Source organism: Mycobacterium colombiense, assembly GCF_003284935.1.
GTDB classification, from domain to species: Bacteria; Actinomycetota; Actinomycetes; order Mycobacteriales; family Mycobacteriaceae; genus Mycobacterium; species Mycobacterium arosiense_A.
The window spans coordinates 1-13,656 of the sequence record NZ_QMEV01000094.1 but is presented as its reverse complement, the minus strand read 5'-3'; the positions used below and the strand labels follow the sequence as shown (position 1 = coordinate 13,656).

Below are 13,656 nucleotides of genomic sequence, written 5' to 3'. Positions count from 1 at the left end.
CGGCCACCGCTTCCGCCGCCCGCGGAACAGGAGCAACGAAAGGGCCCGAGCCTGATCGAGCGCATGGTGACCAGCAAGCTGCGCGCCCAGCGCCCCTCGTTCCGCACCGAGGAAGCCGACTCCACCTATCGCCTGCCGCTGCAGACGGCGTCGCGCACCACCGGGGCGACGGCCTACCGGCTGGGGTTGACCGTCGACGGGCACCAGACGCTGTCGGGCATCTCGTTCACCGCCCGTCCCGGCACCATGACCGCGGTCGTCGGGCCGTCGGCCGTGCGTAATTCCGCGCTGCTGGCGCTGCTGGCCGGCGCGCGAGCACCCAGCGCCGGGCGCGTCACGGTGGACGGACACGACGTCCACGCCGAGCCGGAGGTCATGCGGACCCGCATCGGGGTGGTCCCGCGCGACGACCGCCTGCACCGTCAGCTCACCGTCGCGCAGGTCCTCGACTACGCCGCCGAGCTGCGCCTGCCGCCGGACAGCCTGCCCGAGCAGCGCGACCGCGTCGTCGGCCAAGTCCTCGACGAGCTCGCGCTGGCGCCCCACCGGGACACCCGAATCCGCAAGCTCCCCCCCGAGGTGCGCCGGTGCGCCGCCCTGGCGGTCGAGCTCGTCACCCGGCCCAGCCTGCTCGTGGTCGACGAGCCCACCGCCGGACTCGATGCGGCGCAACAACGCCACGTCATGGCGGTCCTGCGGCGCCAGGCAGACGTCGGCTGCGCCGTGGTGGTCGCGATCTCGTCGCCCACGTCGCTCACCGACGTCAACGTCTGCGACCAGGTGTTGGTGCTCACCGGCACCGGCCAAATGGCGTACCTGGGGACGCCCCTGCAGGTCGAATCCGCGCTGGGCACCACCGACTGGAACAGGATCCTCGCGCAGGTCGGCGCCGACCCCGACGGAGCCCACCGCGCGTTCCGCGGCCGCCCGCCGACGTCGGCACCGACCGCTTCGCCGGAAGTCGCGGCACCATGGCCGCCGCCGCCCGCCCTGCCCAGGGCTCGGCAGATCCGGTTGCTGGCCCGGCGCGAGGTTCGCCTGCTGCTCGGTGACCGCCTCTACTTCGCCTTCCTGGCGGTCCTGCCGTTCGTCCTGGCCGGGCTGGCGCTGCTGATTCCGGGTGATTCGGGCCTGACCAGGCCCGGCCCCACCGGCACCAACCCGCACGAGGCCATCGAGCTGCTGGCCGCCTTCAACGTCGCCGCGGTGATCATCGGCACGGCGCTGACCATCCGCGCGCTGGTGTGCGAACACCGCGTCTTCCGGCGCGAGCAGGAGGTCGGCCTCACGGCGCCGGCGTACCTCACCGCCAAGATCACGGTGTACGGCCTGGCCGCGGCCGTCTGGACGGCCGTCGTGGTCGCGATCGTGATCGCGGTCAAGGGCGGGCCGGGACCCAGCGCGGTCTTCCTGCACGACGCCACGGTCGAGCTCTACGTGGGCGTGGCCGTCACCGCGATCGTGTCGGCGGTCCTCGGACTGGCGCTGTCGTCGCTGGGGAAGTCCCCGCGCGAGGTCCTGCCGCTCGTGGTTCCGGTGATCCTGGCAGCTGCGTTGTTCAACGGGAGCCTGGCGCAGCTGGTGAGCATGTGGGGCCTGCAGCAGATCAGCTGGTTCGTCCCGGCCCAGTGGGGTTTCGCGGCAACGGCGTCCACCGCGAACCTGCGCAGGGTCGATCCATTGGCGGCCGACGCCCTGACCTGGACGCACTACAGCGGCTGGTGGGTGTTCGACATGGGGATGCTCGTGCTGTTCGGCGTGATCACCGCCGGGTCCACGCTGTATCGGCTGCGGTCACCGCGCGGCGAAAGCCGCGCCCCCTCCCCCGATCGCGGGCCGCAGGAAGGCCCTCGCCGCCAAGGCTGAGCCGCCTGCGCGGCCGGGCGCCGCGGGTGGGCGGCCGACGCGGGATTTCGTCCGGCGACATGAACCTTCGTCGTTGTTCGCCGCGACGGGAACCGCCCATTACTGTCGGCTTATGGCGCCTGAAACGACTAGCACTGCCGAATATCTGCGCAACGCACTGGACGGGCGTTGGCGCGATGTGAGAAACCGGATGCGAGCCACGCTCACCGAGGATCTGTTCCGCCCGCACTACACCCCCAACACCGTGATCGCCCGCACCAAGGTGGCGGAGCAGATGAGGATCATGGCGGCGTTCGGCGCGGCCGCCGACAGTTTCCGCAAAGAACACGGCGGCACCGGTGACGTGGGCGCGGCGATCACCATGATCGAGATGCTGGCGATGTCGGACCTGTCGCTGATGGTGAAGGCCGGGGTGCAGTGGGGGCTGTTCGGGGGCGCCGTGGAGAACCTGGGCACCGAGCGCCACCACGAGCTCTACGTGCCCAAGATCATCAGCCTCGAGTTGCGCGGCTGTTTCGCCATGACCGAGACCGGGCACGGCAGCGACGTGCAGTCGCTGGAGACCACCGCGACGTACGACCCCGAGACCGAAGAGTTCATCATCGACTCCCCCACCCCGTCGGCCCGCAAGGACTACATCGGCGGGGCCGCCGAAACCGCAACCATGGCAGCGGTTTTCGCGCAACTGATCACCCACGAGGACGGCAAGCCGGTCAATCACGGCGTGCACTGCGTGCTGGTCCCGATCCGCGACGAGGACGGCAACGACCTGCCGGGCGTCACCACGTCGGACTGCGAATACAAGGGCGGACTGCCCGGTGTCGACAACGGCCGCATCATCTTTGACCATGTCCGGGTCCCCCGGGTCAACCTGCTGAACAAGTACGGCGACGTCGCGGCCGACGGCACCTACAGTTCGCCGATCGACAACCCGAACCGCCGGTTCTTCACCATGCTGGGCACCCTGGTCCGCGGCCGGATCACCGTCGGCGGCAGCGCCGGTGCCGCCGGCCGGGTGGCCCTGGATATCGCCACCCGATATGCCTTGCAGCGCAGGCAGTTCACCGCGCCCGATGACGGGTCCGAAGTGCTGATCATGGACTACCTGGTGCACCAGCGGCGACTGTTTCCGTTGATCGCGAAGTCCTATGCGCTGCAGTTCGCGCAGAACGAACTGGTCGGCAAATGTCACGACGTCCAAAGCGCGGACGCACCCGACGCCGACGAGCAACGCGAACTCGAAGCGCGCGCCGCCGGGTTGAAGGCGGCCAACACCTGGCATGCGAGCCGGGCTATCCAGGAGTCGCGCGAAGCGTGCGGTGGCGCGGGCTACATGGCCGAGAACAGGCTGATCGGGCTGCGGGGCGACACAGACGTTTTCACCACCTTCGAGGGTGACAACCACGTGCTCACCCAATTGGTGGCCAAGGAACTGCTCACGGCCTACGCCGACGACATCAAGAGCATGAGTCCGGTCGAATGGGTGCGCTTCGCGGCCAGCACCGTGGGCGAACGCGTCGTCAAACGCACTGCGGCAGAGGCGATTATCCAGACGATAGTGGATGCCCGGCAAGACAGCGAGGAAGAGGGCAGCCTGTTCAACCGCGGCACGCAGATCACGATGTTCGAGGACCGCGAGGAGTATCTGCTGGCCTCGGTGGCCCGCAGGCTGCAGGCCAAATCCAAAGAGATGTCGGCATTCGACGCATTCAACTCCGTGCAGGATCACGTGTTGCATGCGGCCAGCGCGCACATCGACCGGGTCATCTTGGAGGCGTTCGTCGCCGGGATCGACGCGTGCCCCGACGAGAAGGCCCGCGAACTACTCGGCATCCTCTGCGACCTGTACGCGCTGTCGGTCATCGAGGATGACAAGGCGTGGTACATCGAGCACCGGTACCTGTCCACCGAGCGCGCGAAGGCGGTCACGCGGGGAATCAACGACCGTTGCCGCGCGCTGCGCCCGCACGCCGAGACCCTCGTCGACGGTTTCGGGGTCCCGGAGCGGCTCCGTTACGTCGAGATGCTGCACCCGGAGAACCTGGAAGAGGCCCTCACGAGCTGACGCGACCGTTCACGGATCCACGGGCGGCCCCGACACAGCCGGCGTACCGGCGGGGAAAGCCGTTGGCGTGACACGTTATTGGTTCGGAACCTTGCCCAGGGTTTGCAGCTTGCCGTCCGAGCCGATCCGGAACTTGACGGTTCCGATCCCAGTGGGACAGCACAGCTGGTCATTTGCCTTCTGCCACTGGTATTGAACGGTGACGGTGTCATCCGAGGGCGGTAGCACCGTCGTGTACGGCTTCGGGTTGGGCGTGGGGCTCCCCAGCGGCCTGTTGTGATCGAAGAAGAGCAGTTGCTGTGGACTGGCTTCGCTTGCGATCGTCGGAATGATCTGCACCCAGTGCAACCGGCAGTTTCGGGTGTGCCCGCGGCCCATCTCGACCCAGATGGTGCCGGGGATCGCGATGGGTACGGCGGTGATCGCCCGGCGCACGGTGTCGGCCGTCGGCCCGTCGGAGTCCTTGCAGGTGTCCGGCCGGGCCTGCGGGGGCGCGGCCTGCTTCCAGCCGCAGCCGGAGGCCAGCAAAACCAGACAGATCACAATGAGCTGACGCACGCGGTGAGCTTAGCGAAGACTGTGAATGTCCCATCGGTTTGGTCAAAAACCCCCTTCTGAGAAGCGTTTCGCGGGCAGTCCTGCGTAACCTCAAGCGGGACGGCCGGTCAACGGTGACCTGCGGTAACGCCTTCTGAGGCCGCGAATTCCCCGGCAATTTCACATCGGTGCACCCGCCGTTGAGAGGAAGAAGTAAACCGGGGGAAATTTCGAGCAGCGATGCCGAAACATGCCTGCTCCACAATGAACTCACCCGATGCGGAGCTAACTCGTACGCACTCGACCGAAGGGACGTAAGCGTGACCAGGGAGTCCATGGCGCCGGAGAACGCCGTGAACACCATGTGCGCTTATTGCGGCGTCGGTTGCGGCATGGTGTTGCAGATCACAACGGACCCGAAAACGGGCCGCGATCACGTTGCCAAGTCGATTGGGAGGAAAGAACATCCGGCCAACTTCGGCCGGTTGTGCACCAAGGGCGCCACCACCGCCGACATGCTCGGCGCGCCGGGCCGGATGGAGTTGGCGCAGGTGCGGGCCGATCGCGGTGAGCCGCTCGAGCCCATCGACGTGGATCAGGCGATCGCCCAGTGCGCGAACCGGTTACGCGCGATCATCGACGAACACGGCCCGGACGCCTTCGCGATGTACGTGTCCGGCCAGATGTCCATCGAGGCGCAGTACCTGGCCAACAAGCTGACCAAGGGCTTCATCGGCACCAACCAGATCGAGTCGAACTCGCGGCTGTGCATGGCCAGCGCGGGTTCTGGTTACAAGCTCTCGCTGGGCGCGGACGGCCCACCCGGGTCATACCAGGACTTCGATCGTGCCGACGTGTTCTTCGTCATCGGCGCCAACATGGCCGACTGCCATCCCATCCTGTTCTTGCGGATGATGGACCGCGTCAAGGCGGGCGCGAAGCTGATCGTCGTCGACCCGCGCCGCACCGCAACCGCCGAGAAGGCCGACCTCTTCCTCCAGATCGCGCCGGGATCGGATCTGGCGCTGCTCAACGGGTTGTTGCACCTGATCGTCGAGAACGGCCACACCGACCCCGATTTCATCGCCGAATTCACCGAGGGCTGGGAGGTGATGCCCAGCTTCCTGGAGCAGTACACCCCCGACATGGTCAGCGTGGTGACCGGAATCCCGGAAGCAGACATCCGCGCAGCGGCTCAAATGATCGGCGAGGCCGGCAATTTCATGAGCTGCTGGACCATGGGCCTCAACCAGAGCACCCACGGCACCTGGAACACCAACGCGATCTGCAACCTGCACCTCGCGACCGGCGCGATCTGCAAGCCGGGCAGCGGCCCCTTCTCGCTCACCGGCCAACCCAACGCCATGGGCGGTCGCGAGATGGGTTACATGGGGCCGGGATTGCCCGGTCAGCGTTCGGTGCTATCGGACGACGACCGAGAGTTCGTCGAAAACCTGTGGGGCATTCCCCGCGGGACGCTGCGCACCGACGTCGGCAGCGGCACCATCGACATGTTCTCCCGGATGGCCGACGGGCAGATCAAGGCGTGCTGGATAATCTGCACCAACCCCGTTGCCTCCGTTGCCAATCGGAAGACGGTGCTCGCCGGCCTGGAGCGCGCCGAATTGGTGGTGGCCCAGGACGCGTTCCTGGAGACCGAGACCAACGAATACGCCGATGTGTTGTTGCCGGCGACCCTGTGGACGGAGTCCGAAGGGGTCATGGTCAATTCCGAGCGCAACATGACGCTGTTTCAGCCGGCGGTTGCGGCGCCGGGCCACGCGTTGCCCGACTGGCAGATCATCGCCCGGATCGCCTGCGAGATGGGCTTTTCGGAGGCGTTCAGTTACACCTGCGCCGAGGAAGTCTTCGAAGAGATCAAGCGGTTCTCGAACCCGAAGACCGGCTATGACCTGCGCGGCGTCAGCTACGAGCGGCTGCGCCGCAGCCCGCTGCAGTGGCCGTGCGCGCCGGACGGCGAGGGCGACCGCAACCCGATCCGCTACCTCAACGACGGTGTCAGCCAGACGCAGCTGGTCCGCGAGGACGGCAGCGTGCCCCGCTTGGCCTTCCCGACGCCGACCGGCCGAGCGTCGTTCTTCGCCCGCCCGCACCTGCTGCCCGACGAAATGCCCGACGACGACTACCCGTTCCTGCTGAACACCGGCCGGCTGCCGCATCAATGGCACACCATGACCAAGACCGGCAAGGTCGCCAAACTCAACAAACTCAATCCGAAGCCGTTCGTCGAGATCCACCCCGACGACGCCGCCCGACTGCACGTCGCCGACGACGACCAGATCGAGATCGCGTCCCGCCGCGGCCGCGCCGTGCTGCCCGCCGTCATCAGTGACCGGGTGCGGCCCGGGAACTGCTTCGCGCCGTTCCACTGGAACGACTCCTTCGGCGAATACCTGTCCATCAACGCCGTGACCAACGACGCCGTCGATCCCATCTCGAGCCAACCGGAATTCAAGGCGTGCGCGGTGACGCTGACGAAAGTCGCCGTCGCGCAACCCGATCCGGACACCGAGATGCCGGCGGCCACCGGCACACCAGAATCCGCACCCACGGAGGTACGAGAAATCAGCGTGTCACAAGTCGACGCTCTCGGCGAATTGCTGGGTGTGACAACGCAACCCAAGCCCGAATTCACCGAGGTTGGCCGCTCATATCTGTCCGGCATGCTCTCCGGGCTTCGCTCCGAGGCCGGTCGCCGCGCCGGCGGGGTGCCCACCCTGCCGCCGAGCGCGCCGTTCGACACCGGCACCCGGCTGTGGGTGGACGGCCTGCTGGCCGGGTTGTTCTCGCGCATCGACGGACCCCAACCGGTCGCGCTGCCCGACGCGCCGCAACACACCCCGATGCCCGCCGTCCAACAACCGCCCGCCCCGCCCGCCGACGCCACCCCGGTCGCCGAGCGCGCTCCCGTCGTGGTGCTGTGGGCGTCGCAGACCGGCAACGCCGAGGAGCTCGCCGGCGAAATCGCCGCCCGGTTGGGCGCCGCCGAGCTCCCGGTCGCGCTGTACAGCATGGATGACTTCCCGCCCGCGCAGTTGACGACGACGCGGGAAGTACTGCTGATCACCAGCACCACCGGCGACGGCGACGCGCCCGACAACGGCGCCGGCCTCTGGCGGGCGCTGACGTCCGAGGGCGCACCACGATTCACCAACACCCGCTACGCCGTCCTGGCCCTGGGCGATTCCAACTATGACGATTTCTGCGGCCACGGCCGCAAGCTCGACGCCCGCCTCGCCGAGCTCGGAGCCACCCGCATCACCGACCGGGTGGACTGCGAACCCGATTACGACGACACGGCGGCGAAGTGGGTGGGCGACGTCATCGAAGCCCTGACCCGCACGCCCACCTCGGTCGGCGGGGACGGAAGCGCGACGGCGCCGGCCCGCACCTCCACGGTTGCGGCGCCTTCTCGCCCCGGCGCGCCCGCAACCTCCACGTACAGCAAGAAGCACCCGCTGATCACCGGCATGGTCCGCAACACCGTGTTGAGCCAGCCGCAATCGACAAAAGACGTGCGGCACCTGGTTTTCGACATGCCGGAAGAATCCGTGACGTATGAGGCGGGTGACGCGCTCGGCGTGTGGCCGCGCAACAGCGACGAGCTGGTCGACGAATGGCTGTCGGTCACCGGACTCAACGGGCAGACCCCGGTCGAGGTCGGCGAGCACGGTCTGATGTCGCTGCGCTCCGCGCTCACCGAGCGCATCGAAATCGCCCACATCAGCCGGGATCTGGTGCGCTTCGTGCAGGAGCGCACCGGCGACTCGACACTCGCCGAACTGCTGAAGCCGGAAAACAAACGCGCACTGGCGGATTGGACGTGGGGGCGCCAGTCCATCGACCTGCTGGCGAAGCTGCCCGTCTCCGCATCGGCCCACGAGTGGCTGCGGGTGCTCAAACGCCTTCAGCCCCGGCTCTATTCGATCTCGTCGAGCCCCAAGGAGTGCCCGGGCGAAGTCCACCTGACCGTCTCCCCGGTGCGCTACAACTTTCAGGGCGTCGCGCGCCGCGGGGTGTGTTCGACCTACCTCGCCGACCGCTCCCCCGGCGATCGAGTCGCCGTGTATCTGCAGCAATCCAGCAATTTCCGGCCGCCGAGTGAGTCGGACACCCCGATGATCATGATCGGACCCGGGACGGGGATCGCGCCGTTCCGCGGCTTCCTGCAGGAACGGCGCGCCCTCGGCCACACCGGACCCAACTGGCTGTTCTTCGGCGAGCAGCACGCCGCCACCGATTTCTACTACCGCGACGAACTCGAGCAGATGCGTGACGACGGGTTTCTCACCGAGTTGGACCTGGCGTTCTCCCGCGACCAGCAGCAGAAGGTCTACGTGCAGCACCTGATGCGCAAGCGCGGGGCGCAGCTGTGGAGCTGGTTGCAGGACGGCGCCCAGCTGTACGTCTGTGGCACCGCCGATCCAATGGCCAAGGACGTCGATCGGGCTCTCTGCGAGATCGCGGCCGAATTCGGCAAGCTCGACCCGGAAGCGGCGAAGGACTACGTCCAATCGTTGAGCGCCGACAAGCGCTACCACCGCGACGTCTACTGACGCCGACCCGCCGCCGCACTCGTAACACAGCGGAAACATCGCACACTTACCGCTGAAACTTCTCCGTCCCACGATGCACCCATAAGGTCGCGCACCTGAAGGAGTGACGTCATCGTGGCTCGGGAGTGTGATGGACCCGATCGGGTCAACAAGAACGGCTGCCCACTGCAGTGCCGGTTGAGGTACGGCGCAACCGCCGACGAACCGGTCACTGACCGGGTCGACTGGGCGGGGCTGCCCGTCAACCTCGACTTCGCGTTCTCGCGGGACCAACGCGACAAGGTCTACGCCCAGCATCTGCTGCGCAGGCGCGGTACCCAGTTCGGGCCGTGGCGCCACGGCGCCCACGTGTGCGTCTGCGAGGCCGCAGACGAACACCAGGACGCGCCAACAGCGCGCATCACCTCGGACTCACACTGACGTCGGCCGCTGGCCTCGGTCGGCGGGGACACCCCGGTCACGAGGCGAATGTCCCTGAAACACTTGAATCTTTACATTCCCGTGCAGCGCCGCGCCGTCCTGACCGCGGGTAAAACCGGTCCAACGCAAGACTTTCGTTCATGCTGACCCTAATCGTGTTTCCCCGATTGAGATTTGAAAATCTGGTTAGACTCTGCAGGTGACAAAGAGGCCGTCGTCATATCTGGTGTTGGCGTCGCAGCGGAGCGGCAGCACGCTCCTGGTCGAATCGTTGCGCGCAACCGGAGTGGCCGGCGAGCCCCAGGAGTTCTTCCAGTACCTACCGTCCACCAGTCAGTCCCCGCAGCCGCGCGAGTGGTTCGCCGGGATCGACGACGAGTCGATCCTGAACCTGCTCGATCCGATAGACGCCGGGACGCCTGACCTCGCGCCGCCCGAGATCTGGCGCAGCTACATCCGCACCGTCGGAAGGACGCCGAACGGGGTGTGGGGCGGCAAACTCATGTGGAACCAGACACCGTTGCTCCTGGACCGCGCGAAGAACCTGCCGGACCGCAGCGGCGATGGCCTGCTGGCCGCGATCACCGACGTGGTGGGCGAGCGGCCACTGCTGATTCACGTCTACCGGCCCGACGTGATTTCCCAAGCGGTGTCGTTTTGGCGCGCGGTGCAGACGCGGGTCTGGCGGGGTAGACCCGACCCGGTACGAGACGCTCGCGCGACCTACCACGCCGGCGCGATCGCCCACGTCGTCACCATGCTGCGCGCTCAGGAAGAGGGATGGCGAAACTGGTTCGCCGAAGAAGACATCACCCCCATGGACATCTCGTATCCGGTGTTGTGGCGCAACCTGACCCAGGTGGTGGGATCCATCCTCGAAGCACTCGGGTTAGACCCGCAACTGGCTCCCCAGCCCGTGCTGGAGCGCCAGGCCGACCAGCGCTCCGATGAGTGGGTGGACCGCTACCGCTCCGATGCCGAAAAGTACGGCCTGCCAACCTGATCGATGCGAGCGCCGGCCACCGCGCGCCAGCATATGCGCCGACGTGGTGTTTGAGTCCGGCCCGATGCCGCGCATCCACCGGCGATGACCCTTCGCACGACCCACCCGGGTCCAGGGATTATCCAAGCGCGTCGGCCGGTTGACGCGTTAAACGGGTATCGCTCCGGAACGAGGCACGGCGCAGATGAGCCAGATGGCCATGCAGGGCGAATGTCTTATAGTGGGGCTATGCAACAGGCCACACAGCCGCGCTTCGTCCTTACGCGCCGCCCCACCATGGGCTGTTGTTGTTGTTGATTTCCTGACGCCTTCCAACGCTCAAGAACGTGTAGCGCCAGACGCGGCAGCATCACCGGTTCGCCGGGGGGACCACATCGGGCGCTACCCCCAAGCCATTCAGGAAGATCAACCAGCAATGATCGATTTGTCTACACCGAGCCGGGCCGCATCCGAGTCCGCAACCAACATCGGCATCCGCCGGCAGGCCGCGACGCCATGTTCCGACATCGTTGAGGAAATCAGATGAGCATTGCCGAAGACGTCACGCAGGTAGTCGGAAATACGCCGCTGGTGCGGCTGCGGCGGGTGACCGAAGGCGCTGTCGCCGATGTCGTTGCCAAGCTGGAATTTTTCAACCCCGGCAACAGCGTGAAGGACCGCATCGGGGTCGCGATGATCGACGCGGCCGAAAAGGCGGGATTGATCAAGCCTGACACGATCATCCTCGAGCCGACGAGCGGGAACACGGGGATCGCCCTGGCCATGGTGTGCGCGGCGCGCGGCTACCGATGCGTGCTGACCATGCCCGAGACGATGAGCGTCGAGCGGCGGATGCTGCTGCGCGCCTACGGCGCCGAAATCATCTTGACGCCGGGCGCTGACGGCATGCCGGGCGCGATCGCGAAGGCCGAGGAACTGGCGAAATCCGACCAGCGGTATTTCGTCCCCCAGCAATTCGAAAACCCGGCAAACCCGGCGATCCACCGCGCAACCACCGCTGAGGAAGTGTGGCGCGACACCGATGGCCGGGTCGACATCTTCGTGGCCGGCGTCGGAACAGGCGGGACCATCACCGGCGTCGCTCAGGTCATCAAGCAGCGCAAGCCCTCGGTACAGATCGTCGCGGTCGAGCCCGCCGCGTCACCGGTCCTGTCCGGCGGCAAGAAGGGGCCGCATCCGATCCAGGGGCTTGGCGCCGGGTTCGTCCCGCCCGTGCTCGACGAGGATCTGGTCGACGAAATCATCACCGTCAGCAACGAGGAATCGCTCACCCTGGCCCGGCGGCTCGCCACGGAGGAAGGGCTGCTGGCCGGGATCTCCTCCGGCGCAGCCCTGGCAGCCGCCCTCCAGGTGGCCCGGCGGCCCGAGAACGCAGGCAAGCTCATCGTTGTGGTGCTCCCCGACTTTGGCGAGCGGTATCTGAGCACAGCGCTGTACGCCGACCTGGCGGACTGACCATGCTTGCGGCCATCCGGCGTGACATCCAGGCTGCTAAGCAGCGCGATCCGGCGGCCCCCACCACCGTGGAGGTGATACTGGCCTATCCCGGCGTGCACGCCATCTGGGGTCACCGAATCAGCCACTGGCTGTGGAACCGCGGGGCACGCGTGCTGGCGCGGGTCCTCGCCGAGTTCACCCGCATCGTGACGGGAGTGGACATCCACCCCGGCGCCATCTTGGGCGACGGCCTGTTCATCGACCACGCGACCGGGGTCGTTATCGGCGAGACGGCGGAGGTCGGCGACGACGTCACGCTGTATCACGGCGTCACCCTCGGCGGTAGCGGCTCGGACACCGGAAAACGACACCCCACTGTCGGGGATCGGGTAATCATCGGTGCGGGCGCAAAAGTCTTGGGCGCGATCAAGATTGGCGACGACAGCCGCATTGGCGCCAACGCCGTCGTGGTCAAGCCGGTCCCCTCCAGCGCGGTGGTCATCGGGGTTCCCGGACAGGTCATCAGCCGCCACGGGCGCAGCAGTCCGGATGATTCGATGATGCCCGACCTCGTGGGGGTCAGTCTGCAGTCGCTGTTGACGAGGGTCGACAAGTTGGAGGCGTTGAACGACGGGCAGACGGCTGACCCGGTTATCCGACCTCCCGAAGCCGGAGTCTGGCACGGCGAGGACTTCTCGATCTGACAACCGCTATCCGTCGCGGCGCACACGCGCAGCCGGCCGCGTCGTTCGTCATCGGCGAGACACCGCACATCGACGGCGGCCGGAGCGCCGGCCAGAAGACTTCAGAGATGTGCTCCCCCGCCTGGACTCGAACCAGGAACCCTTCGGTTAACAGCCGAATGCTCTGCCAATTGAGCTACAGGGGACTAACCCGATCGCGGGACGACTCTAGCGTACTGGCCCGACCGCACCCAACTGGCGTGGACCACCCTCGGGACACCCCGCGGAAGGGGATCGACCGCGCGGGCGCCTCGGCCGGTGAGGCAGGATGGGAGCCATCGATAGTCGGGAGGAAAGCTTTGATCCGGTATGTCGTGGTGCTTGGGCTGGGTTACGTGCTGGGTTCGAAGGCCGGGCGTCGCCGATACGAGCAGCTCGTCGGCACCTATCGCGCGCTGACCAGCAGCCCGGTGGCCAAGTCGATGATCGAAGGGGGCCGGCGCAAGATCGCGAACAGGATCTCGCCCGACGCCGGCTTTGTCACCCTGACCGAGATCGACGACCAAACGGCCATCATGGAACGCGACGTCGAGGGCTCGGCCGACGACGTGCTGACGCCGTCTAATCGTCGCCGCTAGCCTGCTCCAACAGGCTGCGCCGGTAGGACTCCATCGCCACCAGGTCGCCGAACAGGGCGTGATACTCGTCGCCCTGCTCGATCGGTGACATGCGTTGCAGCTTCGACTTCACCTCGGCGATCTGCCGGCCCATCCACACCTCTTGCAGCCGGGCCAGCACGCCGCCGATGTAGCGGGGCAGTTTCTCCTCGTCGACCTGGATGGCCTCCACCCCCAGCTCGCTGGCCAGGCCGGCGGTCAGGGGCGACGAGGCCTGCTCACGCACCGCCTCGATCCACTGCGCGCCGGTGACCCCGCTCGAGGTACCCCCCGCGGTCTCGATGGCCGCGCGGATGGCCGCGTAGCCGGGATGGGTGAAGCTTTCGACCGTCAACGTGTCGAACACCGGCCCGGCGAGCGCCGGGTACTGCAGGGCCGCCTTGAGCGCCTC

At 67.1% G+C, this 13,656-nt stretch carries 9 protein-coding genes, 1 tRNA gene and 1 pseudogene; 8 read left to right on the top strand and 3 right to left on the bottom strand.

Annotated elements, in window-relative coordinates; genetic code table 11:
• Both DQP57_RS24565 and DQP57_RS24560 read left to right on the top strand, forming a co-directional pair.
• Nucleotides 1-1,866 (top strand): ATP-binding cassette domain-containing protein (locus DQP57_RS24565; RefSeq protein ID WP_430920134.1); only part of this gene is annotated, 1,866 nt, incomplete at its 5' end.
• Nucleotides 1,867-1,978: 112 nt separating this feature from the next.
• The gene (locus tag DQP57_RS24560; RefSeq protein WP_112635285.1) at nucleotides 1,979-3,931 is read left to right on the top strand and encodes an acyl-CoA dehydrogenase; all 1,953 of its coding nucleotides are present in this window, start codon (nucleotides 1,979-1,981) and stop codon (nucleotides 3,929-3,931) included.
• 75 nt (nucleotides 3,932-4,006) lie between these two features.
• On the opposite strand, the gene DQP57_RS24555 is transcribed toward DQP57_RS24560, so the two are convergent.
• Entirely contained in the window at nucleotides 4,007-4,474 is a 468-nt protein-coding gene (locus tag DQP57_RS24555) for an LppP/LprE family lipoprotein (RefSeq protein WP_112635291.1), read from the bottom strand.
• Between the two features lie 329 nt (nucleotides 4,475-4,803).
• On the opposite strand from DQP57_RS24555, the gene DQP57_RS24550 reads away from it, so the two are divergent.
• From DQP57_RS24550 to cysE, 5 genes are all read left to right on the top strand, one after another.
• A complete protein-coding gene (locus DQP57_RS24550) occupies nucleotides 4,804-9,045 on the top strand; it encodes a bifunctional nitrate reductase/sulfite reductase flavoprotein subunit alpha (RefSeq protein ID WP_112635283.1) in 4,242 nt (1,413 codons plus the stop codon).
• A gap of 114 nt (nucleotides 9,046-9,159) precedes the next feature.
• Entirely contained in the window at nucleotides 9,160-9,465 is a 306-nt protein-coding gene (locus DQP57_RS24545; protein WP_240631872.1) for a hypothetical protein, read from the top strand.
• Nucleotides 9,466-9,664: 199 nt separating this feature from the next.
• Entirely contained in the window at nucleotides 9,665-10,468 is an 804-nt protein-coding gene (gene stf0 / locus DQP57_RS24540; protein WP_112635281.1) for a trehalose 2-sulfotransferase, read from the top strand.
• A 522-nt stretch (nucleotides 10,469-10,990) separates the two neighbouring features.
• Nucleotides 10,991-11,923, top strand: a complete 933-nt coding sequence (cysK, locus tag DQP57_RS24535) for a cysteine synthase A (RefSeq protein WP_112635271.1) — start codon at nucleotides 10,991-10,993, stop codon at nucleotides 11,921-11,923.
• Nucleotides 11,924-11,925: 2 nt separating this feature from the next.
• On the top strand, nucleotides 11,926-12,609 hold the full coding sequence (gene cysE / locus DQP57_RS24530) for a serine O-acetyltransferase (RefSeq protein WP_112635269.1): 684 nt from the start codon (nucleotides 11,926-11,928) through the stop codon (nucleotides 12,607-12,609).
• A 112-nt stretch (nucleotides 12,610-12,721) separates the two neighbouring features.
• On the opposite strand, the gene DQP57_RS24525 is transcribed toward cysE, so the two are convergent.
• Nucleotides 12,722-12,794 (bottom strand) — tRNA-Asn (locus DQP57_RS24525).
• A 153-nt stretch (nucleotides 12,795-12,947) separates the two neighbouring features.
• Here DQP57_RS24525 and DQP57_RS24520 point away from each other — a divergent pair.
• Nucleotides 12,948-13,226: a hypothetical protein gene (locus DQP57_RS24520; protein WP_112635267.1), complete on the top strand. Its 279-nt coding sequence runs from the start codon at nucleotides 12,948-12,950 to the stop codon at nucleotides 13,224-13,226.
• Here DQP57_RS24520 and DQP57_RS24515 read toward each other — a convergent pair.
• Nucleotides 13,210-13,656, bottom strand: a pseudogene (locus DQP57_RS24515) (DNA primase); the annotation flags it as partial. The gene DQP57_RS24520 and the pseudogene DQP57_RS24515 sit on opposite strands and share 17 nt — an antisense overlap.

Excerpts from the sequence above, each read along its gene's own strand:
- DQP57_RS24560 (WP_112635285.1), top strand. The coding sequence starts at position 1,979 with ATGGCGCCTGAAACGACTAGCACTGCCGAATATCTGCGCAACGCACTG.
- DQP57_RS24550 (WP_112635283.1), top strand. The coding sequence starts at position 4,804 with ATGGCGCCGGAGAACGCCGTGAACACCATGTGCGCTTATTGCGGCGTC.
- cysK (WP_112635271.1), top strand. The coding sequence starts at position 10,991 with ATGAGCATTGCCGAAGACGTCACGCAGGTAGTCGGAAATACGCCGCTG.
- cysE (WP_112635269.1), top strand. The coding sequence starts at position 11,926 with ATGCTTGCGGCCATCCGGCGTGACATCCAGGCTGCTAAGCAGCGCGAT.